Raw genomic sequence first — 23,732 nt, 5'->3', positions numbered from 1 at the left:
ATAACACCAGGTCGGCTTCGATGCAGTGCTCATTGTCCACTTATTCGAGACGGAATGTGGCACGTCGGCGCGCGTCGCGGGCGCTTCCTGGTCTGGACAACACCACGCGACCGTTGTCGTGGGCGAGATACGTGTCCGCCCCGGCACGCAGCGACACCGCGCCACCGTCCGCAAGTCCCGGCACACGAACGAAACTCGCCGCGCGGCCGTACACGTCGGTGTCCTCGAACGGGTCGATGCGGATCACGTCCCCGTCCACCCGCACGTACCGGTCCGGGAAGTTCACCGACTGCACCGCGACCGTGCCTGCGCCCAGGAATCCCGGTACGAAACGGAACTGGCTGTCGCCGACGTCGCGGACGTTGCCGTCGACCCGCAGCCGGTACTCGTAGTGCCGCACCACCAGCGAGGGCGCGTCCAAAGGCGACAGCCGCACGACCGGCCCGCCACGGCCGACGGGAACGCCGAACGAAGGCGTGCCGTCCGCGTTCCAGTGCAGCTTCTGCACGCGGGTGTGCCGGTTCGGGTCGAACAGCGGGTCGCCGGTGATGTCGCGGTAGTCGCGGGCGTGGTAGACGAGCACGTCGGTGGAACCGACCGTGGTGAACGAGTTGTGCCCCGGCCCGTACTGCGACGTCGGCACATGAGTCGCGAACACCGGGTTCGGCGACTTCGTCCACGACCGCGCGTCCAGCAGGTTCGCGTTCTCATCGGCGGTCAGCAGGCCCATGCAGTAACGGGCGTCGGTGGCGCTCGCGGAGAACGTCACGAACACCCGGCCGTTGCGGATCAGCACCGCGGGCCCCTCGTTCACCTTGAAGCCCTGCACCTCCCACGGCAGCGTCGGCGTCGCGATGCGCACCGGCGCGGTCTTCAGCGCGAGCGGCGAGGCCATCTCGGCGATGTAGAGGTTCGTGTTGGTGGCGATGCCCGGTTCGCTCTGCGCCCACAGGAAGTAGCGCTTGCCGCGGTGCGCGAAGGTGGTCGCGTCCAGTGTGAACGTGTCCCACGCCGTCATCATCTGCCCGCGCAGCACCCAGCCGCCCTCGCGGGGGTCCGCATTCGGCGACTCCAGCACGTAGGTGCGAATGCGGAACGGTTCGTCCTTGTCGCCGGCGGCGAAGTAGACGTACCACTTCCCGTCGATGCGGTGCAGTTCCGGCGCCCAGATGTAGCCACCCATTTTGCCGGACGTAGGACGCCGCCAGATGGTGCGCTCACGGGCGGCGGCCAGACCGTCCAGAGTGGACGCGCCGCGGATCACGATCCGGTCGTACTCGGGCACGGACCCGGTCAGGTAGTACATGCCGTCGGTCGGCGGCGTGATGAACGGGTCGGCGCGCTGCTCGACGAGCGGGTTGCGGGTCGGCACCTCCGCGGCGGGTTCGGCGGCGGTGGCGACGGGCGCGGCGGAGGCGAGTGCCCCGGTCGCGGCGAGCACACCGCCCGTGGCCAGCAGAGATCGTCGGGTGATCACGAGCGGCTCCTGATCCGGAGGAACGTGACGGAGTTCGGCGGGAACGTGTGCGTGAAGCTGCTCGCCACCCGGACCTGTTCGGCACGGGGGCGGATCGGCTGGGCGAACTCGGTGTTCATGTCGTCGGGACGGCCCTGCAGCACGGTCGCCCGCGCCGTCGACGCCACCGGGACGCCGAGGTCGACGCGCGTGCGGGCGGCGTTGTCCTGGGCGTTGACCACCTTGACGATCAGCTCACCGGTGGCGAGGTCGCGGGTGACGACCTGGCGGAACGGCTCGGCGACCTTGTCGTCGGTGAACTCGCCCCACTTCTGGCCGTCGAGGAACAACGCGACGTGGCGGCCGCGGACCTCGACACGCACGTCGTACGTGCGGCCGGTGTCGATGCGGGTGCCGTTGGTCATCAACGTGCTCTTGGCGCCACCGACGGCCTTCTCCACCGCGGACTGGGTGTTGTTCCAGCCGCCGAGGTTCCACCAGTAGTAGTTGCCGGTGTCCTGCACGCCGAACGCGACGAGGAAGCCCTCGCGCCCGGACTGCTTGGTGGCCTTGAGGTTCAGCGTGTAGTCACGCCACGACTTATCCCCTGCCGTGACCAGCGTGTCCTCGGCGGCCGCGTCGGACTGGACGTAGGCGCCGTTCACGACGTTCCACGCGCCACGGCCCGACTTCGTCCACTGCGCGTCGGTACCGGAGAAGTCGTCGCCGAACAACGCCTGACCGGCCGCGCTGGTGACGTTCACATCGTCGTACGCGGCGGCGGTCGCCCAGGTGGACAGCCCGATCGCGCCGGTGATGGGTGCCTGGGCGGACGGCGTGGCGGACGCGGTGCTCGGCACGACGTGGTCGCCCACGTTGGTCATGAAGAGCTTCTGCATCTCGTAGCTGGCCGAGCCCCACGACGCGTGGTTGTTGAACCAGATCATGTCCGGACGCCATTGGACGTAGTCCTCGTTGGACAGCAACGGCGCGTACGAGGCGAGCTTCACGACGTCGGCGTTGCGTTCGAGGCCGGTCATGAACGCCGCTTCGCTCAGCGCGTTGAAGTACCTGTTGTCCTGCGAGGCGTACTCGCCGAGGAACACCTTGGGACCGTTGCGGTCGTAGGAGTCGTAGCGGTTGTTGTTCTCCAGGAACCAGCTCGGGCTGTTGTAGTAGTGCTCGTCGATCATCTTCACGCCGGCCTGCTTGTTCAGCTGCCACAGGCGGTCGAACGTGCCGCCGGTGTCGTCGGGGCCGGAGTTGCTGACGACGGTGATGTCCGGGTACTTCGCGTTGATGGCGTCGCGGAACTTCGTGAAGCGGGCCATGAACTCGTCGGGCAGGTTCTCCTCGTTGCCGACCGCGAGGTGGGTCAGCCTGAACGGCTTGGGGTGCCCCATCTCGGCGCGCTTGCGCCCCCAGGTGGAGTCGGCGGGGCCGTTCGCGAACTCGATCAGGTCGAGCGTGTCCTGGACGTGCCTGGCCAGCAGCGCCGGGTCGTCCGTGACGCGGTTCTGGCCGCAGCCGGTGACCAGCGCGGGCACGACGGGCAGCGGCATGGCGCCGACGTCCTCGGAGAACTGGAAGTACTCGAAGTAGCCGAGACCGTAGGACTGGTTGTAGCCCCAGAAGTTCGAGTTGGTGGCGCGCTGCTCGACCGGGCCGATGGTGTCCTTCCACTGGTACGAGCGGCGGCGCTCGAAATTCGGCGCGTCGTAGCCGTAGTGGCTGCCGGTGTTGACCAGGCAGCCGCCGGGGAACCGGACGAAGCCCGGCTTGAGCGCGGCGATCTTCTCGGCGAGGTCGCGCCGCAGGCCGTGGCCCTTGAAGGTGTCCTGCGGCAGCAGCGAGATCATGTCGAGGCGCAGGGTTCCGGTGCCGCCACCGGTGACGAGCAGCCTGCCGGTCGTCGAGGTCTTCTGCGCGCGGACGGTGCCGGTGTAGCGGGCCCAGCCGTCGCCGCGGACCTGGATCTTCACCGGGTCGCCCAGCGGGGTTCCGGCGGGGTCGGTGACGACGGCGGTCAGCGCGGTGCTCGCCTGGTCGGTGCGCGCCCAGACGGAGAAGTCGTAGCGCTGGCCGCTCTGGACCGCGATCCCGCTGTTGTAGCCGGAGTTGATGACCCCGGCGGGCAGGCCCAGCTTCAGGTAGCGGCGGTTGCGCTCGTTCATCCGGCCGGTGTCGTCGGCGACGTCCACTGTGCCGCTGTGCGGCGCCCACGACGTCAGGCCGTGGTAGCTCGCGTTGTCGGCGGGGTCGTACTCGAACGAGCGGTTCTGCACGAGCTCGGCGTACAGGCCGCCGTCTGCGGCGCGGTTGATGTCCTCGAAGAACACGCCGTACATCGAGTCGTCGATCGACACGCCCTTCTTCGTGGCGTCGATCTTGAGCGTGTAGTCGGTTTCGGCGGCCGCTCCCGATCCGGGAACGGCGACCAGCAGGCTGGCCGCGAGAGCGGCGCTCAACAGGACGTGCTTGCGGGGCACGGGATTCCTCCCCAGGCTCGGAAGTGAGCGTTAACATAGGGCTGCGAACTCGTTACGAGCAAGCCCTTGACGCGACAGTTGTGAGCGTTCACTCTTGTCCACCTGACAACCGCGGACACGCGGTCGAGCTCCGCGACACCGTCGTCACCCCGGAGGAACCCCAGTGCTGAAGAAGATCACGACAGTCGCCAGCGTGGTCCTGCTGAGCGCGCTCACCGCGTGCGGTTCGGGAGGTGGTGCGAACACCGGCTCGTCCGGTGGTGACACCATCACGATGGGCTTCGCCCAGGTGGGTGCCGAGAGCGGCTGGCGCACGGCCAACACCAAGTCGATCCAGGACGAGGCCAAGGCCGCCGGGATCGACCTGAAGTTCTCCGACGCGCAGCAGAAGCAGGAGAACCAGATCAAGGCGATCCGCTCCTACATCCAGCAGAAGGTGTCGGTGATCGCGTTCAGCCCGGTCGTCGAGACCGGCTGGGACACCGTGCTGCTGGAAGCCAAGCGCGCCAACATCCCCGTGATCCTCACCGACCGTTCGATCGACTCCGACGACACGTCGCTGTACAAGACGTTCCTCGGATCCGACTTCGTCGAGGAGGGCCGCAAGGCCGGCGACTGGCTGGTGGCCAACGCCTCCGGCCCGACGAACGTGGTGGAGCTGCAGGGCACCACCGGCGCCGCGCCCGCGATCGACCGCAAGACGGGCTTCGAGGAGAAGATCGCCGCCAAGCCCGACATCAAGGTCGTCGCGTCGCAGTCCGGTGACTTCACCCGGTCCGGCGGCAAGCAGGTCATGGAGGCGTTCCTCAAGTCCCAGCCGAAGATCGACGTGGTGTACGCGCACAACGACGACATGGGTCTGGGCGCGATCGAGGCGATCAAGGCTGCCGGCAAGGTGCCCGGCAAGGACATCAAGATCATCACCGTGGACGCGGTGAAGGACGGCATGCAGGCGCTGGCCAACGGCGAGATCAACTTCATCGTCGAGTGCAACCCGTTGCTGGGCAAGCAGTTGATGGACCTCACGAAGAAGGTCGTCAAGGGCGAGCAGGTGCCGGAGCGGGTCGTGACCGAAGAGGGCACGTTCACGCAGGAGCAGGCCAAGGCCGCACTCCCGCAGCGCCAGTACTGAGCCTTCCCTCCCAGAGGGAAGTACCGTCATCCCAGACCCGTAGGGCCCGTCACTCCCGCGCATCGGGTGGCGGGCCCCTCGGCCAGAACGACGAGAGCCAGGGCCCATGACCGAGTCACCGCCACCTGTCGTCGAGATGCGGGGCATCAGCCTCGCGTTTCCCGGCGTGAAGGCGTTGCAGGACGTCGACTTCCGGCTGTTTCCCGGTGAAGTGCACGCCCTCATGGGCGAGAACGGCGCCGGGAAGTCCACCCTGATCAAGACTTTGACCGGCGTGCACCGCCCCGACGCCGGGCAGGTCGTGCTGGCCGGCGACGACGTGGCGTTCTCCTCCCCCGGCGAGGCCCAGCACGCCGGGATCAGCACGGTGTACCAGGAGGTCAACCTCTGCGCGAACCTCACGGTCGCGGAGAACATCCTGCTGGGCCGCGAACCTCGCAGGTTCGGCGGCATCGACTTCCCGGCGATGCGGCGGCGTGCCGCGGAGGTGCTGGCGCGCATCGGCGTGCACATCGACCCGGCGTCGAGTCTCGGCGAACACCCGATCGCGGTGCAGCAGCTGGTCGCCATCGCCCGTGCGATCGCGGTCGACTGCACCGTGCTCGTGCTCGACGAACCGACGTCCAGTTTGGACGCCGGCGAGGTCGCCGAGCTGTTCCGGATCATGCGCGTGCTGCGCGACGAGGGCGTCGCGATCCTGTTCGTGTCGCACTTCCTCGACCAGGTCTACGAGATCTCCGACCGGATGACGGTGCTGCGCAACGGAACCCTCGTCGGCGAGCATCTCACCGCGGACGTGGACCGGCGCACGCTCATCGCGCAGATGATCGGGCGCGACCTCGGCACGCTGGAGGCGATCGAGCACGCGGCCGAGGAGCGCCAGGCCCAGGGCCCGGTGCTGGTGGAGGCGACGGGCCTGGGCAGGCGCGGCGCGATCGAACCGTTCGACCTGGAGATCCGCGCGGGCCAGGTCGTCGGCCTCGCCGGTCTGCTCGGGTCGGGCCGCACCGAACTCGCCCGGCTGCTCTTCGGCGCCGACCGCGCGGACTCCGGCCGGCTGCTCGTGGACGGCAAGCCGCTGCGCCTGCGCGGCCCCCGGTCCGCGATCGCGGCGGGCATCGCGTTCAGCTCGGAGGACCGCAAGGGCGAAGGCCTCGTCGCGGACCTGTCGATCCGCGACAACCTGGTGCTCGCGATGCAGGCGGCCCGCGGCTGGACCCGGCCGCTGCCGCGCAAGACCAAGGACCAGCTCGTCGACAAGTACCTGAAGGCACTGGACATCCGGCCCGCCAACCCGGACGCGCTGGTGCGCACGCTGTCCGGCGGCAACCAGCAGAAGGTCCTGCTGGCCCGCTGGCTCGTCACCGAACCGCGGCTGCTGATCCTGGACGAGCCGACCAGGGGCATCGACATCGGCGCGAAGGCCCAGATCCAGCAGCTCGTCACCGCGCTGGCCGCGGAGGGCACCGCGATCCTGTTCATCTCCGCGGAACTCGAGGAGGTCGTGCGCATCGCGGACCGCATCGTCGTGCTGCGCGACCGGCGCAAGATCGCCGAGCTGGACGGTTCGGTGACCGGCGTGGACGAGGTCGTCGAACTGATCGCGGGCGGGGCAACGCCGGAGAAGGTGGTGTCGTGAAGGCATCAACTGACCGCAGCCCCGCACGCACCCACCAAGGCGAGACCGCGCCGGAAGGAGCGACCTCATGAAGAACAAGCTGCTGTGGCCGCTGCTGGCACTGGTCGCGCTGTTGCTGCTCAACCTGATCGTGACGCCGTCCTTCTTCGCGTTGCGCATGCAGGACGGCCACCTCTACGGCGGCCTGGTCGACGTGCTGAAGAACGGCGCCCCGACCCTGCTGATCGCCCTCGGCATGACGCTGGTGATCGCCACCCGCGGCATCGACCTCTCGGTCGGCGCGGTGGCGGCCATCGCGGGCGCCGTGACGTGTGTCCACATCGGAACGTCCGGGAGTGCCGCCACGGCGTTCGCGGGCATGGCGATCGCGCTGGTGCTGTGCGCGGTGCTGGGTCTGTGGAACGGGTTCCTGGTGGCGGGGCTGGGGATCCAGCCGATCATCGCGACCCTGGTGCTGATGACCGCGGGACGCGGCGTGGCCATGCTGGTGACCGAGGGGCAGATCGTCACGGTCAACAACACCGCCTACCGCCAGGTCGGCGCCGGGTTCGTGGTGCTGCCGATCTCGATCCTGATCGCCCTGCTGGTGCTGGGGCTGGTGGCGTTCGTGACCCGGCGGACCGCGCTCGGCATGCTGATCGAGGCCGTCGGCGTGAACCCGGAGGCGTCGCGGCTGGCCGGAGTGCGGTCCCGCACGATCATCTGGACCGTCTACGTGTTCGCCGCGGTGTGCGCGGGCATCGCCGGGCTGATGATCAGTTCCAACGTGAGCGCGGCCGACGCCAACAACGCCGGTCTGTGGATCGAGATGGACGCGATCCTCGCCGTCGTCATCGGAGGCACCTCGCTGGCGGGCGGGCGGTACTCGCTCGCCGGCACGCTGCTCGGCGCGCTGATCATCCAGACCCTCACCACCACCGTCTACACGATCGGCGTCGCCCCGGAGGTGACGCTGGTCTTCAAGGCGATCGTCGTCATCGCCGTGTGCCTGGTCCAGGCGCCGAAGGCCCGCGCCGCACTGAGCTTCCGGAAGGTGGCCGTCTCATGACCACTCTCGCCCCGCGGGTGCCGACGCGGTTCCTGCCGGTGCTCGCGACCGTCGCGCTGTTCGTCCTCGCGTTCGGTGTCGGCTCGGCGCGCTACGACGGGTTCGCGTCCGGCCAGGTGATCGCGAACCTGTTCATCGACAACGCCTTCCTGATCGTGCTCGCCGCCGGCATGACGTTCGTGATCCTCAGCGGCGGCATCGACCTGTCCGTCGGCTCGGTCGTCGCACTGTCCACAATGGTCACAGCGTCGGGTCTGCAGGCGGGGTGGCCGGTCCCGCTCGTCATCATCGCCGTCCTGCTCACCGGCTCGACGCTGGGCCTGCTGATGGGCCTGGTGATCCACAAGTTCGACATCCAGCCGTTCATCGTCACGCTCGCCGGCATGTTCCTCGCCCGCGGCCTGTGCTTCCTGATCAGCGTGGAGTCGGTGTCCATCAAGGACAGGACGTTCCGCGACGTCGCCACCGCCGCGATCGAACTGCCCGGCGGCGTGACCATCACCTACAACGTCGTGATCGCGCTGCTGGTCGTCGCCGCGGCGATGTACGTCCTGCACCGCACCCGCTTCGGCCGCACGGTCTACGCGGTCGGCGGCAGCGAGTCGTCCGCGCTGCTGATGGGCCTGCCGACCACCCGCGTCAAGGTGGGCGTCTACGTCATCAGCGGCCTGTGCTCGTCGCTGGCCGGTCTGCTGTTCAGCCTCTACATGCTGTCCGGCTACGGCCTGCACGCCGTCGGCATGGAGCTTGACGCCATCGCGGCCGTCGTCATCGGCGGAACGCTGCTGGCGGGCGGGGTCGGGTACGTGCTCGGCGGGCTGGCCGGGGTGCTCGTGCTCGGCACGATCCAGACGCTGATCTCGTTCCAGGGCACGCTCAGCTCGTGGTGGACGAAGATCGTGATCGGTGTGCTGCTGCTGGTGTTCATCGCGGTGCAGCGGACTATGGTTCGGCGGTGAGACGCACTCGCCCACTGCTGTTCGTCCTGCTAGCTGTACTGGTGGCGGTCGTCGGCGTGGTGGTGCTGCGTGAACCTCAGGGCGTCGCGGGCACACCCGTGGCCGGCTCGAGTGTCGCGCCCGCGACCACCACGTCCGCGACCTCCCCGCCGGTGACCACCACGGCGGCGACCACGTCGGTCCCGGCCACCACCACGACAGCGCCGACCCCGGCCGGCGCTCCCCTGGCCGGGAAGATCAAGCCTGGTGAGCCGCGCCAGGGTGTCGCGACGTTCTACGACTCTGACGGCGGCGGCGCGTGCTCGTACGATCCGGGCCCCGATCCGCTGACCGCCGCGATGAACGAGTCCGACTACGAGGGCTCAGCCGCGTGCGGCGCGTACGTCCTGGTCCAGGCCGGCGGGAAGAGCATCACCGTGCGGATCACGAACCTCTGCCCGGCGCCGTGCCGTCCAGGACAACTGGACCTCAGCGCGGCGGCGTTCGCCATGCTGGCACCCCCGGTGAAGGGCGAGATCCCGATCACCTGGACCCTCGTCAGCCCGGAGACGTCCAAGACCATCGCGATCCGCTACAAGACCGGTTCGAGCCAGTACTGGTGCGGGATCCAGGTCCTCGACCACCGCAACCCCGTGGCCCGGCTGGAGGTCCAGGCGGGCGGGCAGTGGCGGCAGCTCAAACGCGCCGAGTACAACTACTTCCTCTCCGAGAACGGCGCCGGGTGCGGCGGGTCCATCGCGGTCACCGACGTCCACGGCGAGCGCCTGGTGGTGAACGCGCTGCCGGTCAGGCCGGACGCGGTCCAGGCCACGACCCTGCAGTTCGCCCGCGCCGGGGAATGAGACCGGCGCGGGAGTTGTTGATCGCTGACATGGCAGATGTGAAGCTCAGCCCGACCGAGTGGGTCCAGAACCAGACGAAGCAGATCCTCGAGACCGGGACGACCGAGGGCATCAAGGTCGTCGGCAGGCCGATCGTGCTGCTGACCGTGCGCGGCGCGAAGAGCGGTGCCCTGCGCTACACCCCGGTCATGCGCGTGGAGCACGACGGCAGCTACGCGGTCGTCGCGTCCAAGGGCGGCGCGCCGGAGCACCCCACGTGGTACTTCAACATCAAGGCCCACCCGGAGATCGTCCTTCAGGACGGCACCGAGGTGAAGGACTACGTCGCCCGTGAGGTCGACGGCGCCGAGCGGGCCGAGTGGTGGGAGCGCGCCGTCGCGGCCTTCCCCAACTACGCCGAGTACCAGGAGAAGACCGACCGGCTGATCCCGCTGTTCGTGCTCGACCCGAAGTAGGCGTCACCAGGCCAGGGGCAGCGTCGCGAGGTAGTCGCCGAGCTTCCCCGCGATCAGCCGGTGGTCGCGCGCCGAGAAGTGCCAGTCGCACCCGAGGCGGTCCAGCGCCGGGTCGCTGTAGTTCCAGTGGCGGACCCGGCTGTCGCCCTGACTGTTGCGGTCCTGCACGACCTGGCGGACGGCGTCGGCGAACGTGCCGGAGGCCTCGGGGACGCTCACGACGATCGTCGTGGCCGGGCCGTACCGGGTGCGCAGCTTGTCGAGGAAGCCCTGGTACGCGGACTTGTACGCGGTGACCAGGCTGTCCTGGGCAGGCCACTGCTCACCGGGGTTGAGGGCGGTGGAGAAGTCGTTGGTGCCCAGGCCGACCACGACCAGCTGCGGGCGCCACGTGCCGGGGTTGCGCCACACGTCGCCGTCGACGTGCAGCAACGCCCGGTCGTAGTAGGTGCGGTAGCTGGTGCCGGGCTCGCCGCCGTTGTAGTTGCGCACCATGCCGCGGCCGGAGAACGCGTTGACCTGGTAGTCGGCGTTCAGCGTCTTCGCGGCGAGCGCACCGAAACTGATGTCGGTGTTGGTGTTGCGGGTGACGCCGCCGTTCGCGGAGCAGTCACGGGTGGTCGAGAGGTTGCCGTAGCCCGCGGTCAGGGAGTCGCCGATGAACTCGATCTGCCGGGTCCGTGCGGCCGGCTTGGCGAGAACCGCCCCGCCGTTCGCGGCGACGAAGCCACCGAACTCCCCCGCCGCCCAGGTGCTCTCGGTCCGCTTGACCAGACGAACGCGGTGCTCGGTGTTGCTCAGGTCGCGGACCCAGTACGTGGTCCTGCCCGGCATCACCAGCGACGCGACGGTCGCGCCGTCGATCTGCACGTCGTAGTCGTTCACCGAGTCGTTGAGGACGATCCCGACGCCGGTGCCCCTGAACCGGCCCTCGAAGTAGACCCCGGGCCAGGAGTACTGCCCGGACGCGGTGACCCGGCCCGCGGTGTGCGCCAGCTCCAGCGGGTCCGGTGCGGGCGCCGTGCCCGTGCACGCCGTGCCGTTGAGCGTGAAGCCGGCGGGCACGGGATTGCCGGAGCCGTTGGTGGTGCCGATGAAACCGAACCCGGCGCTGGTGCCGGAGCCGAGCGAGCCGTTGTACCCCGCGTCGTCGACGGTGACCTGCGCGCCGGACTGGCGCACCTTGCCGTTCCAGAGCTGGCCCACCGTCTGGCCGGCGCCGAACGACCACGCCAGCTGCCAGCCGGTGACCGGATCGCCGAGGTTCGTGACGTTCACGTCCGCGCTGAAGCCGCCCTGCCACTCGTGGGTCACCTGGTAGGAGACCCGGCAGCCCGCGGCGGCTCCGGCCTGCGGGACGTTGCTGATCGTGACCGCCGCGGTCAGCGCGGCGGTGAGGACGGCGGCTGCCGACCGCTTGAACCGGTACACCCTGTGCTCCTTGAGTCCACTGTGGATGGATGCGGCGAACACGGAACCTCGTTGGAGGTCAACGGTAGTGTCGAACGGCGTCGAACGGGAGAACGATCCCGTTCGACGCCGTTCGGTCAGGCGGCCGTGCCGGTCACCGAACTGCCAGACCTGACGACGAAGTAGGTGACCTTGAGGCCGCTCCAGTAGTGGAACGTCAGCGTCACTCGCGCGTTCTCCCGGACAGCGGCGAAGAAGTCCGGCGTCAGGGTCGTGCGCCCGTCGGTGTAGTTGGGCAGGAAGGTCCGGTCGTACTCCTTGAACGAGGTCCAGTCGTTCGGCCCCGCGTTGGTGCCGTCGTCGTACCTGGCCTCCATGGTGGCGAGCTGGTCACCGCGGAAGGCCGTCGGGATCTCGAACTTCTCCGTCGTCCCGGAGGCGTTGGACAGCACTGGAGTGTCGTAGGTGATGACGTGGAGCCGCCACGGCACGCCCTGGGAGAAGCGGGCCGTCAGCACCGCGTTCGTGCCGTAGCCCCGGGAACCGCTCAGCCTCGTCAGCGCGGACGCGGTCAGGGTGAGCTGGTCGCCCGCGATCGTGTAGTCACGGCCGCGCGTCAGCTTCGTGGAGCCGTGGTAGAGGTCGGTGAACTTGGTGCCGTTGAGGTTGAGCGCGATGGTCTTGGCCGTGATGGGGCTCGACTTCTCGCTGAACACCTGGTCGGTGTAGGCGGTGCCGGAGCGGGTCGTCCAGCTCGACCTGATCTGCGCGTAGAGCTCGGGATCGTTCCACTGCCCCGAGGTGCGGTTCAGGTGCTGGCCGTTGTCCCACAACATGGTGGTGACCTTCTTGGTGCGCGCGTAGTAGCCGAGGTGCTCGAAGAACTTGAGCTTCTCGCCCTGTTCGATGGTGCCGGTGTGCCGGTCGAAGCCGAGCAGGCCGTACTCGCCGATGATCACCGGGATGCCGCGCGCGACGAAGCTGTCGTGCACGCGGTCGAACATGTCGGTCAGGTCCTTCTGCGCGGTCGCGTCGTAGCGCGTGCCGCCGGCGACGTTGACGCTGAACGGCCAGTAGCCGTAGTAGTGCACGGTCGCGATCAGGTTGGGGTCGGCGAACCCTCGGATCTGCTCCACCAGCGGGTCGATGTACCCCTGTTCGGACGAGGTGTGCAGGGTCGGCAGGACCAGCAGGCGGGTGGCGTTGTTGCCGCCCGACCGCCGCACGATGTCGTGGAACGACGCGTTGAGCTCGCTGTTGAGCGCGATCTCCTGCGGCTTGCCGGTGCTTCCGGTGAACTGCGGCTCGTTCCAGCTCTCGAACGTCAGCTTGGGCCCGAACTCCGCGAAGGCGCCCACGAGCTGCGTCCAGATCGCGTTGAACCGGGCGAGCACGTAGTCGTGCTCCGCCGGCATGTTCAACATCCACTGCCACGAGTCGTGGTGGATGTTGACCATCACGTACAGGTCGCGGGCCAGCGCCCAGCGCACGACCTCCTTGACGCGGGCGAGGTACGCCGGCTCGATCACGTGGTCGGGCCCCAGGTGCGCGCTCCACGTGACGGGCAGGCGCACGCTCTTGAAGCCCTGCGCCTTCACGTTGTCCAGCAGGGCTTCCGTGATGCGCGGGTTGCCCCACGACGTCTCGTCGCTGCCCGTCGAGTCCAGCGTGTTGCCCAGGTTCCACCCCGGCTGCATCGCCTCGGTGTGCTGCATCGCGCTCAGGCGCGGGCCGCCGTGGACGCACGTGACTCCGTTGAGAGAGAACGACAACGGCGCCGTGTTGGCCTCCTCCCAGGTGCCGTTGAAGCCGAACTTCACCGTCGCGTTCGTCGCGATCTTCGCGTTGTAGCCGGTGTTCTCGGCCGTGACCTGCTGACCGGCCTCGGTGATCCTCGCGTTCCAGCCGTGGCCCGCCTGCTGGCCGGACGGCCAGTCCCAGCTCAACTTCCAGCCGTCGAGGGCCGCGCCGCGGTTGGTCACGGCGACGTCGGCGACGAAGCCGCCCTGCCACTGGCCCTTCACCGAATAGGTGATCTCACAGCCGGTATCGGCGGCCGCGGACGCTGTCGCCGGCACGACGGCGGCCACCAGGGCCACCACCGCGCCGAGCACTGCCCTGCGTGATCCGTTCATGAACCCTCGCATTCAGTCGAGCTGCAGGTATTCGAACCAGTCGAAGTGGACGGTGCCCGCGGCGGCGTACAGGCCGATGACGCGGCCGGTGAACCCACCGGCGACCTCGGTCGAGAGGTACTTGCCGTCGAGCGTGGCGAGTGCGGTGAAGGCGCCGTCGGGCTCCTCCACGCCGAACGACAGGGTGTCGGGCCCGGAGCGCGCGTCCCGCAGGTCCCGGGCCTCTTCCACGCGCACGACCAGGACCACCGGCCCCTCCGGCACCGGCCGGGAGGCGACCACAGTGGCCACCGGTCCGATGCGGGCAAGGACCCGCACCTCCCCGTACGCGACCTCGATCTCGTAGTGGTGTACCTCGTCGAGCCGGACCGCCAGGCCACCACGGCCCTCTGACGGATCCAGCAACGTGCGGGCGACGCAGGACAGGTGTTGCTGGCGCCGCCCGGCGAACACGACGGCGGGATCGTCCATTCCGGACCCGCGGGCGTGCAGCGTGAGCCAGCCCTGGCGTTCCTTCGTGGTGCAGTGCTGCTCGGAGCGGTCGCGCAGGGAGACCCAGCACGGCCGCAGCTCGGTGAGGTCGAAGTCGTCCCGTTCCGGCGCGGCGGAACCGGGTGCGCCCGGCGTCAGCTCCCCGACCACCGGCCAGCCGTCGGTCCACGTCACCGGCGCCAGGAACGTCTCCCGGCCGAGCACGTGCCAGCCGGGGGTCCCGCCGCCGGGCCGCACGCCGAGCAGCACCATCCACCACGCACCGTCCGGCGCCTGCACCAGATCAGCGTGACCGGTGTTCTGGACGCGCTCGTCAGTGCTGCGGTGGCTCAGGATCGGGTTGGCGGGGCACGGCTCGAACGGGCCGTCCGGCGACGAGGCGCGGGCGATCGAGACGCCGTGGCCCCGTTCGGTGCCGCCCTCGGCGATCAGCAGGTACCAGTGGTCGCCGATCCGGTACAGGTGCGGCGCTTCCGGTGCCTTGGCGCCGGGGGTTCCGGACCACAGCCGTCGCGGCTCACCGAACGTCTCGCCGGTCGCCGGGTCGACGCGGTACTGCCGCACCCCGGCGACCGTGCACCAGCAGGTGCCCTCGTCGTCCCAGGCGAGGTCCGGGTCGATGCCGCCGACGCCGGGCAGCGGGACCGGGTCGGACCACGGCCCTGCCGGATCGGTAGCGGTGAACACCATGTTGCCGCCGCCGTGGCTCACGCTCGTGACGATCAGCCAGAACCGGCCGTCGTGGTGGCGCAACGTCGGCGCGTAGATCCCCGCCGACGACGGCGTTTCCGCGGTCAGGCGCAGTTGGCCGGGACGCTCCAGGGCGTTGCCGATCTGCGTCCAGCTCTTCAGGTCCCGGCTGTGGAAGACCGGGGTGCCGGGGAAGTACTCGAAGCTGGAGCACACCAGGTAGTAGTCCTCCCCCACCCGGCACACGCTCGGGTCGGGGTGCATTCCCGGGATCACGGGGATCGTCACCGGCCGGCTTCTGTCAGCACAGCGCATCCGCCAGGTGGCAGCTCCCGCACCGGTCCGCCCGTCAGCACGTCGTGGGCGGTATCGGGCAGGGACACGGGTTCGGCGCGGTGGTTGAGCACGAAGTGCCAGCGGCGGCCGTCCTCGCCCTGGCGGACAACGACTTCGACGCCGGACGGCAGGCCGGGCAGGACCGGGCCGGCACCGGCGGAGTCCAGCAGCCGGGACAGCAGTGCCGTGTAGTCCGCGTCGTCGAGCCGGGTGGACAGGTACCAGGCATCGCCCGCGCCGCAGTGGTTCCGGGTCAGCGCGGGAGAACCGGCGAGCGCGCCGTGGGTGTACGCGGCGACCGTCTCCGCGCCCTGTGCGCGCACCGACTCGCTCCAGACCGTGCCGTGCGAGGAATCCGAGAGGACGATCCGTTCCTCGTGCCGCAGCGGCCGGTACTCCTCGACCCGGATGCCCAGCGCCTCACGCAGCGGGCCGGCCGGATAGCCGCCGAGCCGGGCGTGCGCGCGGCTGTCGACGACCCCGCTGAAGTACTGGACCAGCAACGTTCCGCCGTTGACGACGTAGCGGCGCAGGTTCTCCGCGCCCGCGTCGGAGAGCAGGTACAGCGCCGGGGCGACGACCAGCCGGTACCGGCTCAGGTCCGCCTCCGGGTGCGCGAAGTCGGTGACCACGCCGTTGTCCCACAACGCCCGGTGCGCGTTGCGCAGTGCGGAGTGGTAGCCGAGCTCGGACGAGGGCAGGCCGTCCGAGTTCAACGCCCACCAGGCGTCGGAATCGTGCAGCACGGCCACGTCGGCGGTCACGGTCGAGCCCGCGAGGTCCCCGAGCCGGGACACGGCCTCGCCCGTCGCCTTCACCTCGGCGAAGACTCGGCTGTCCGGACCGGCGTGCGGGACCATCGCCGAGTGCCACTGCTCGGCGCCCGCCTTCGACTGGCGCCACTGGAAGAACAGCGCGCCGTCGGAGCCGCGCGCGATGTGGCCGAGCGAGTGCCGCAGGATCTCGCCGGGTTCCTTGGCCAGCGTCCTGCCCCGCTCGTAGACCGTGCTGGTGCCCTGTTCCATCAGGAGCCACGGCCTGCCGCCGCCGAACGAGCGGGCCCGGTCCGCGGCGAACGCGACGTCCGCCGCCGCGTCGAGACCCGGCCGGTCCGGGTAGTGGTCGATCGCGACCAGGTCGACCTCGCGGCTCAGCGCCCACAGGTCGACGTTCTGGTAGCCGGGCTGCATCATGTTCGTCGTCACCGGCCGGTCGCTGTGCGCGCGGATCGCGTCCCGCTGCTCGGTGTAGGCGGCGACCACCTCGTCGGAGAAGAACCGGCTGAAGTCCAGCGTGAGACCGGGGTTGCGGTGCCACTGGGTGGCGCGCGGCGGCAGGACCTGCTCCCAGCTGCCGTACCGCTGGCTCCAGAACGCCGTCCCCCACGCCTCGTTGAGCGCGTCCAGCGAACCGTGCCGGGCGCGCAGCCAGACCCGGAACGCGGCGGCGGTGTGCTCGCACCAGCACAACGTCACGTACTCGTTGTGCACGTGCCACAACGCGACCGCGGGATGGTCGCCGTAGCGTTGCGCGAGCGCGGAGGCGATGCGCCGGGACGCCGCGCGGAAGGCCGGGGCGCTGACGCAGTAGGTGTCGCGGCTGCCGTGGACCAGCCTGGTGCCCTCACGGGTGACCGGCATGGCGTCCGGGTGAGCCAGCGTGAACCACGGCGGCGGGGAGGCGGTCGGCGTGGCCAGGTCGACCGCGACCCCGTTGGCGTGCAGGCGGTTCAGGTGCGCGTCGAGCCACCCGAAGTCGTAGCGGCCCTCCTCCGGCTCGAGCAGCGCCCAGGAGAAGACGCCGACCGTGGCCAGGTTGACCCTGGCCTCGCGCATCAGCTCGTCGTCCTCCTTCCACACCCGCTCGTCCCACTGCTCGGGGTTGTAGTCGCCGCCGAAGGCCAGGCCTCCCAGCCGGTTCGCGATCACGCCTCCTCCCGCACGGGGAGCCGGGCGCCGTCGCGCAGGAACAGCGGGATGCGGTCGAGCGGCGCGGCGACGGTGACCGTCCGCCCGCCGTCGTGCTCCTCGCCGGTCCACGCGTCGGTCCACCGCGCGCCGGCGGGCAGGTGGACATCACGCTCGCGGGCGCCCGCCTCGGTGATCGGAGCCACGAGCAGGTCGGGACCGAGCAGGAACGCGTCCTCGACCCGCCACGCCGCCGGGTCGTCCGGGAACTCCAGGAACACCGGCCGCATCGGCGGCACACCGGTCTCGGAGGCCGTGCGCATCTGCTCCATCACGTAGGGGCGCAGGCGCTCCCGCAGCCTCAGGTGCCCGGCGAGGATCTCGTACGCCTCCTCGCCGTAGGACCAGACCTCGTTGGGCAGCCCCGTCATCGCGGGCTCCAGCACCTGCTCGTCGCCGCGGAAACCGTGCAGGCGGAACAGCGGGCAGAACGTGCCGTACTGGAACCAGCGCACCAGGACCTCGCGGTAGGCGGGGTCGTCGGGATCGCCGCCGTGGAAACCGCCGATGTCCGTCGTCCACCAGGGAATGCCGGACATCATGACGTTCAGCCCGGCCTTGATCTGCGTGCGCAGCGTGGCGAAGTCCGTGCCGATGTCGCCTGACCACAGCGCGGCGCCGTACCGCTGCGCGCCCGCCCACGAGGAGCGGTTGAGCGAGATGATCTCGGTCTCCCCCGCCGCGGTCAGTCCTTCGTGGACGGTCCTGGCGTTCTCGCGCGGATAGAGGTTCCCGACCTCCAGACCGGGACCCGCGTGGTAGCGCAGGTTGTACTGGTGGCCGGGTTTGAGCTCGGGTTCGCCGGCGTCCAGCCAGTACACGGAGATGCCGAGGTCGTGGTAGCCGCGCCGGATCCGTTCCCAGACGTACTCGCGCGCCTCGGGGTTGGTGGCGTCGTAGAAGGCGACCTGGGCGGAGTAGGCGCCGAGCCCCTTGTCCGGCCAGTCGGCGTGCGCCATCGGCCCGAACTCGGTGCCGACGAACAGTCCCTGGTTCAGCATGGGGTGGTAGTTCTCGCTGGCCGGGCTGACCGAGGGCCAGACCGAGACCATCAGCTTGACGCCCATCTCGTCGAGCTCGCGGACCATCGCCGCCGGGTCGGGCCACTCGGAGGTGTCGAACTTCCACTCGCCGAGGTGGGTCCAGTGGAAGAAGTCGCAGACGATCATGGACAACGGCAGCCCGCGCCGCTTGTACTCGCGGGCGACCTCGAGCAGTTCCTCCTGGGTGCGGTAGCGCAGCTTGCACTGCCAGAAACCGGAAGCCCACTCGGGAAGCTCCGGCGAGTGCCCCGTCACGTCCGCATAGCGCCGCAGCACGTCGGCCGGCTTGCCCGCGGTGAACCAGTAGTCGATCTGGCGGGCGCTGTCGGACACCCAGCGCGTCCCGGTCTCCGCGAGCTCCACCCGCCCGATCGCGGGCGAGTTCCACAGCAGGCCGTAGCCGCGGTCGGAGACCAGCAACGGGATGGTGACCTCGGCGTTGCGCTGGACGAGGTCGATGACCGCGCCCTTCTGGTCGAGCATGCCGTGGGTGTGCTGGCCGAGGCCGTAGAGCCGTTCCCCTTCATAGGCACGGAAACGCTGCTCCAGCCGGTGATGGCCGTTGCCGGTCGCGGTGGCGAGACGAGGCCCGGGCCACCAGAAGTGGGCCGGTTGCTCCGCGAGGAGCTCGGTGCCGTCCTCGGTCCTGCTGAACGTCAGACTTCCCGCGAGCGCCCCCAGTTCCGGGGTCAGGGAGCCTTCGGTGCCGGCGTCGATCCGGACGGTGAGCGCGCCGTGCACGAGGGTGGCGTGGTGCTCGGAGATCTTGATCTCCACTTGGCCGCCGTCCGGTGGCGTGCCGAGCAACGCGCCGGGGAGGTCGTCGAGCAGCGGACCGGCGGGAGTGGCGCGCACGCGGACCGCGTCGGAGCCCCACACCTCGACTCGGAGCGTCTCGCCCCTGGCCCGCCATTCGAGTGCGGTGCCGAGGTCTCGGAAGTGCTGGGGCATGCGGAAGCTCCTCACGTTCCTGGATGAGTGCGGGAGAAGGTCAGGGAAGCAGCGGCGCGGGTCCCGTGCTCTCGCGCACGGTGAGCGTCGGCGTGAGCAGAGCCCGGTCGTCGTCAGGGCGGCCGCCGTCACGCGACGCGGCGAGCCTGCCGACGATCTGCTCGACGGCGACCCGGCCGAGTTCCTGCGCGGACCCCGTCACCGCCGTGAGCCTCGGCGCGAACTGCTCGGCGAGCTGGTCCTGGCACAACGCGATCACCGAGACGTCCTCGGGGACGGTCCGCCCGCTGGTGCGCAGCAGGTTGAGCAACGGGCCGATCGCGCCCTCGTTCTGCACCACGAACCCGGTGGTGCCGGGACGGTCGGCCAGAACTCGGGCGAGGGTGCCCGCGGTGCTCTCGTAGGTGCCCTCGCAGGTCCGGTGCAGGAAGCGCAGACCACGCTCCCCCGCCCGGTCGCGGAACCCGGCGAGGGTGCGTTCGGCGTACCCGGCGTGCCGGTGGTAGACCCCGGAGCCGTAGCCGATGAACGCGATCTCGCGGTGACCGAGATCGGCGAGGTGGTCCGCGCACAACGCCCCGGCCGCCACGAAGTCGTGGTCCACACAGGACAGTCCGCGCGCGTCGTCGGCCAGTCCGATGAGCGTGGCCTGGGTGCCCTGCGCGCGCAGCACCGGAATGCGTTCGTCGTCGAGCTCGACGTCCATCAGGATCAGGCCGTCCGCCAGACCGCTGGCGGCGATCCTGCGGACCCCGTCAGGCCCCTCGTCGTTGGTGATCAGCAGGACGTCGTACCCGTGCTGACGGGCCGCCGTGGTCACCGAGATCGCGATCTCCATCATGACCGGGACGTAGACGTCGGTGCGCAACGGCACCATCAGCGCGATGATGTGCGACCGCCGCGCGGCCAGCGCACGGGCACCGGCGTTGGGGTGGTATCCGAGCTCCCGCACGGAACTCCGCACCCGGCGCCGGGTCTCCTCGGAGATCGCGCGCTTGCCGCTGAGCACGTAGCTCACCGTGCTGGACGACACGCCCGCGTGCCTGGCCACGTCGGCAATGGTCACCATGAATGTTCAGCCCTTGATCGCGCCGGTCAGGACGCCCGTGCGGAAGTGCTTCTGCACGAACGGATAAACGATGAGCAACGGCACGAGCGTCAGCACCACCACGGCCATCTGCAGCGACAGCGGCGCGGTCTGGGAGAACGCCGTGCCGAAGCCCGAGTTCACCGAGCCCGGCATGCCGTTGCCCCGGTTGACGTACGTGTACAGCACGTACTGCAGAGGCCATTTCTCGCTGTCCGTCGGCATGTACAACATGACGTTGAAGAAGGAGTTCCAGTAGCCGACGCCGTAGAAGAGCGCCATCACCGCGGTCACCGCCTGCGAGGTCGGCAGCACGATGGACCACAGGATCCGCCAGTCCCCCGCGCCGTCGATCCGCGCAGCCTCGATCAGGTCTGCCGAGGTGCTGGAGTAGAACGACCGCAGGATCAGGATGTTGAAGACGGAGATCGCGCTCGGCAGGATCAGCGACCACCACTGGCCGTAGCCGCCCAGCCCGGTGACGACCAGGAAGGTAGGGATCAGGCCGCCGTTGACGAACATGGTGACGATCAACAGGGTCAGCAGGAAACGGTGCGCGAACGACCGCGACCGGGACAGGCCGTAGGCGCACATGACCGAGACCGCCATCGACACGGCGGTGCCGGCCGCGGTGATGCCGAGACTCACCAGCAGCGCGGTGCGCACCGTGGTGTCCTCCAGCATCACCCGGTACGCCTCGAAGGTCAGGCCGTCGGGCCAGATCACGAGGCCACCGGCGCGGTTGACCGCGCCCTGGGTGGACAGGCTGGTCACCACGATGATCCACAACGGCACCAGCATCACCAGCAGCACGACGCCGAGGGTGACGCCCTTGGCCGCCTCGCCGGCGATCGTCGGCGGTTCCTCCCACGCCGGCCGCGTGTTCCGCTTCTTCTTGCGAACCGGCTGCCGCGCAAGCGTTTTCGCGACCTCAGCCGTGCGTTCGATCGTGAGCATGTCGGTCATCTCCGGTACAACCCGTCTTCGCCGAAGGTGTGCGCCAGCTTGTTCGCACCCCAGATGAGCAACAGCGAGATCACGCTCTTGAACAGACCCGCCGCCGCGCCGTAGCTGTAGTCACCGGTCGCGATGCCGTAGTAGAACGAGAAGGTGTCCAGCACGTCCGCCGTGTCGTAGCCCACGGCGTTGCGCTGGATCAGGAACTGCTCGAAGCCGACGGTCAGCGCGTTTCCCAGGCGCAGCACCAGCATCAGCACGATGACGCCGCGCAGCCCTGGCAGGGTGATGTGCCACAGCCGTCGCCACCGCCCGGCGCCGTCCGCCGCCGCGGCCTCGTAGAGGTCGGTGTTGACGGCGGCGAGCGCTGCCAGGAAGACGATGATCCCCCAGCCGGCCTCCTTCCAGATCACCTGGGCGGAGATCAGCAGCGCGAAGGTGTCCGGGTTCGTCATGACGTCCCAGGTGCCGATGTCGTTGTTGCGCAGGAAGTGGTTGAGCGCTCCCGCACCGCCGAGCATCTGCTGGAAGATCGTGATGGCCAGCACCCACGAGAAGAAGTGCGGCAGGTAGACGACCGACTGGATGAAGTTGCGGATCCTCAACGACAGCACCGAGTTGAGCAGCAGGGCCAGCGCGATCGGGACCGGGAAGAACAGGATCAGCTGGACGAAGCTCAGGTACAGCGTGTTCTGCACCGCGTTCCAGAACAGCGCGTCGCCGAACAGCCGCTGGAACTGGTCGAGCCCCGCCCACGTGCTGTACCAGATCCCGGCCAGCGGGTCGTACTCCTGGAACGCGGTGACGAGCCCGAACAGCGGGACGTAGTTGAACGCCAGCAGCAGGACGACGGCGGGCAGCGTCATCAGGATCAGCGACCGGTCGCGGCGCAGTCTCACCCGCCAGTTCTGCCGCGCCGGTCGCGTCGCGCGGTCCGGCCGCGTCGGGGCCGCCGTGGTCACTGCCCGGTGCCGTGCTTCTGCAGGACGTTGTCGTTCGTCCACTGGATCAGCTTGTCCCCGCCACCGCTGGTCTTCCAGCTCGCCACGGCGTCCTTCACCGCGGCCACCGTCTTCTTGCCGTGGATGCAGTCCTTGATCGCGTCCTCGACCTGCTGCGCGGCGTCCGCCGTGGCCTGCGCCTGGGGCATGCTGATGTTCATGTTCCAGAAGACCGGCTTGGCCAGCGCCTTCACGTTGGCGGCCTGCCAGGCGAGGTAGTCCTTGGTGACCTGCGGTGCGCCGGGGCTGTTGGTCGCGGCGGCCGGCGCGGCCAGGAACGGGTAGGTCTGCGCCTGGACCTCCTTCTTACCGGCCTCGGTGGCCGTCGGCGCGCCGTCGACCATGGTGAAGTGGGTGCCCTCGACGCCGAAGTTGACCATCGTGAACTCGGCGGAGCCGAACGGCGCGGCGAGGTAGTTCGCGACGGCCAGGCACTCCTCGATCTGTTCCGGCTTCAGGTTGATGTTGAGGTAGCTCATGATGTCGGCGCCCGCGCCCATGTAGATGCGAGGCGTGCTCTTGCCGTCGGCGGCGATGACGTTGAACGCCCCACGCCGGTAGTTCGGGTCGGCGGCCCTGCCGGACTGGAGGTCGGCGAGGTTCCACGCCCCCGTGCCACCACTGGAGATCAGCGTCTTCTTGCCGTAGAACCGCGTGTTGCCGTTGGCGTTGTCGCCCGCCAGCGCATCAGGGTGCACATAACCGGCGGTCGCGAGCTTGTTGTTCCAGTCGAGCGCCGCGAAGAACTCCTCGGTCTCGAACAGGTGGACCAGCTTTCCGTTGTCCACCCGCCACTTCAGCGGCGCGCCGAAGGAGGTGAAGAGGTAGCGGTAGACGTCGTCGAACGCCCACACGCCGCCCTTGGCGTCGGTCAGCTCCTTGCCGAGCCTCATCAGGTCGTCGGCGGACTTGACCTGGTCGGCGGTGATGCCCTTGGCGTCGAAGACGTCGCGGCGGTAGTAGAGGGTGCCCGCGACCTGGAAGCCGGAGGCGAACGAGGGGATCCCGTAGAGCTTCTCGCCCCAGGCGCCGGTTCGCCACGCGGCGGTCGGGATGGCCGCGAGGTTGGGGTACTTCTTGATGTTGTCGCCGGACAGGTGGGGCGTCAGGTCAGCGAGCTGGTTCCCCACCAGCCCGCCGACGTTCATCTGGGAGTTCCACCAGGTCGGCAGCTGGATCCAGTCCGGCAGCCGCTTCGAGGCGGTCATCGTCGGGATGATCGTGTTGTAGGTGTTGCCGTCCGCCGGCTTCATCTCCAGCTGGACGCCCAGAGCCTTGTTCATCGCCGAGTAGAACGCGTTGTCTGCGGGAGGAATGGTGCCCCACAGCGGCGTGACCGCCGAGTACGTGCCGCCCTTGCCCGGCACACCGGGCACCGTGGCGACCCGGTTCGCCGGGTAGCTGAGGAAGCCGGGGTTCGTCATCACGTCGGGGCCGCCCGCGATGGACGGGATGTCCGGTTTGATCGACGTGTTCGGCACGTAGGCCGGCAACACGGCCTTGAGCGCCTCTTCGGAACCCACTCCGGCCCGCTGCGCCGGGCCGCTGCCGCAGGCGGACAGCAGCGGTCCCATCGCGACGAGCCCTGCTGCCGAGACGGCGGCGTTGAGGAAGCTTCTGCGGTTCAACTCGTTGCCCATGGC

The 23,732-nt window shown here is 69.3% G+C and carries 17 protein-coding genes; 6 read left to right on the top strand and 11 right to left on the bottom strand.

Features of this window, described 5'->3' with window-relative positions:
- Positions 1-40 precede the first annotated feature (40 nt).
- Positions 41-1,477 (bottom strand): family 43 glycosylhydrolase, encoded by a 1,437-nt coding sequence (locus OG205_RS03590; RefSeq protein ID WP_330274793.1) that lies wholly within the window; start codon positions 1,475-1,477, stop codon positions 41-43.
- The gene (locus tag OG205_RS03585) at positions 1,474-3,945 is read right to left on the bottom strand and encodes an alpha-L-arabinofuranosidase C-terminal domain-containing protein (RefSeq protein WP_330274792.1); all 2,472 of its coding nucleotides are present in this window, start codon (positions 3,943-3,945) and stop codon (positions 1,474-1,476) included. Before OG205_RS03585 ends, OG205_RS03590 begins: the two co-directional genes overlap by 4 nt.
- Before the next feature lie 163 nt (positions 3,946-4,108).
- Between OG205_RS03585 and OG205_RS03580 the strand changes: the two genes are divergently transcribed.
- The 6 genes from OG205_RS03580 (at position 4,109) to OG205_RS03555 (ending at position 10,020) form a co-directional block, all read left to right on the top strand.
- On the top strand, positions 4,109-5,077 hold the full coding sequence (locus OG205_RS03580; RefSeq protein ID WP_330274791.1) for an ABC transporter substrate-binding protein: 969 nt from the start codon (positions 4,109-4,111) through the stop codon (positions 5,075-5,077).
- Between the two features lie 106 nt (positions 5,078-5,183).
- Positions 5,184-6,716, top strand: a complete 1,533-nt coding sequence (locus OG205_RS03575) for a sugar ABC transporter ATP-binding protein (RefSeq protein WP_330274790.1) — start codon at positions 5,184-5,186, stop codon at positions 6,714-6,716.
- Positions 6,717-6,783: 67 nt separating this feature from the next.
- Complete coding sequence (locus OG205_RS03570) at positions 6,784-7,764, top strand: ABC transporter permease (protein WP_330274789.1); 981 nt, start codon at positions 6,784-6,786, stop codon at positions 7,762-7,764.
- Positions 7,761-8,723, top strand: coding sequence for a galactofuranose ABC transporter, permease protein YjfF (gene yjfF, locus OG205_RS03565; protein ID WP_330274788.1), 963 nt, complete (start codon positions 7,761-7,763; stop codon positions 8,721-8,723). The genes OG205_RS03570 and yjfF overlap by 4 nt, the downstream gene beginning before the upstream one ends.
- Complete coding sequence (locus OG205_RS03560; protein WP_330274787.1) at positions 8,720-9,565, top strand: expansin EXLX1 family cellulose-binding protein; 846 nt, start codon at positions 8,720-8,722, stop codon at positions 9,563-9,565. Before yjfF ends, OG205_RS03560 begins: the two co-directional genes overlap by 4 nt.
- 29 nt (positions 9,566-9,594) lie before the next feature.
- Positions 9,595-10,020, top strand: coding sequence for a nitroreductase family deazaflavin-dependent oxidoreductase (locus tag OG205_RS03555; protein WP_330274786.1), 426 nt, complete (start codon positions 9,595-9,597; stop codon positions 10,018-10,020).
- A 3-nt stretch (positions 10,021-10,023) separates the two neighbouring features.
- Here the strand turns inward: OG205_RS03555 and OG205_RS03550 are convergent, their stop codons facing one another.
- The 9 genes from OG205_RS03550 to OG205_RS03510 form a co-directional block, all read right to left on the bottom strand.
- On the bottom strand, positions 10,024-11,451 hold the full coding sequence (locus OG205_RS03550; RefSeq protein ID WP_330274785.1) for a cellulose binding domain-containing protein: 1,428 nt from the start codon (positions 11,449-11,451) through the stop codon (positions 10,024-10,026).
- 116 nt (positions 11,452-11,567) lie between these two features.
- Positions 11,568-13,565: a cellulase family glycosylhydrolase gene (locus OG205_RS03545; protein ID WP_330274784.1), complete on the bottom strand. Its 1,998-nt coding sequence runs from the start codon at positions 13,563-13,565 to the stop codon at positions 11,568-11,570.
- A 12-nt stretch (positions 13,566-13,577) separates the two neighbouring features.
- Complete coding sequence (locus tag OG205_RS03540; RefSeq protein ID WP_330274783.1) at positions 13,578-15,035, bottom strand: glycoside hydrolase family 43 protein; 1,458 nt, start codon at positions 15,033-15,035, stop codon at positions 13,578-13,580.
- Positions 15,032-17,011 carry a beta-galactosidase gene (locus OG205_RS03535; protein ID WP_330274782.1) on the bottom strand — a complete coding sequence of 660 codons (1,980 nt, stop codon included), beginning with the start codon at positions 17,009-17,011 and terminating at the stop codon, positions 15,032-15,034. The genes OG205_RS03540 and OG205_RS03535 overlap by 4 nt, the downstream gene beginning before the upstream one ends.
- Positions 17,008-19,044 (bottom strand): glycoside hydrolase family 31 protein, encoded by a 2,037-nt coding sequence (locus tag OG205_RS03530; RefSeq protein ID WP_330274781.1) that lies wholly within the window; start codon positions 19,042-19,044, stop codon positions 17,008-17,010. Before OG205_RS03530 ends, OG205_RS03535 begins: the two co-directional genes overlap by 4 nt.
- Before the next feature lie 40 nt (positions 19,045-19,084).
- Positions 19,085-20,113 carry a LacI family DNA-binding transcriptional regulator gene (locus OG205_RS03525; RefSeq protein WP_330274780.1) on the bottom strand — a complete coding sequence of 343 codons (1,029 nt, stop codon included), beginning with the start codon at positions 20,111-20,113 and terminating at the stop codon, positions 19,085-19,087.
- Positions 20,114-20,119: 6 nt separating this feature from the next.
- The gene (locus tag OG205_RS03520) at positions 20,120-21,088 is read right to left on the bottom strand and encodes a carbohydrate ABC transporter permease (RefSeq protein WP_330274779.1); all 969 of its coding nucleotides are present in this window, start codon (positions 21,086-21,088) and stop codon (positions 20,120-20,122) included.
- Between the two features lie 5 nt (positions 21,089-21,093).
- Entirely contained in the window at positions 21,094-22,050 is a 957-nt protein-coding gene (locus OG205_RS03515; RefSeq protein WP_330274778.1) for an ABC transporter permease, read from the bottom strand.
- Positions 22,047-23,729 (bottom strand): hypothetical protein, encoded by a 1,683-nt coding sequence (locus tag OG205_RS03510; RefSeq protein ID WP_330274777.1) that lies wholly within the window; start codon positions 23,727-23,729, stop codon positions 22,047-22,049. The genes OG205_RS03515 and OG205_RS03510 overlap by 4 nt, the downstream gene beginning before the upstream one ends.
- Between the last annotated feature and the right edge of the window lie 3 nt (positions 23,730-23,732).

Origin of the sequence: Lentzea sp. NBC_00516, from assembly GCF_036346835.1 — a bacterium.
GTDB lineage: Bacteria > Actinomycetota > Actinomycetes > Mycobacteriales > Pseudonocardiaceae > Lentzea > Lentzea sokolovensis.
Note: the sequence above shows the minus strand (reverse complement) of the source record. Positions and strands in the feature narration are given on the sequence as shown.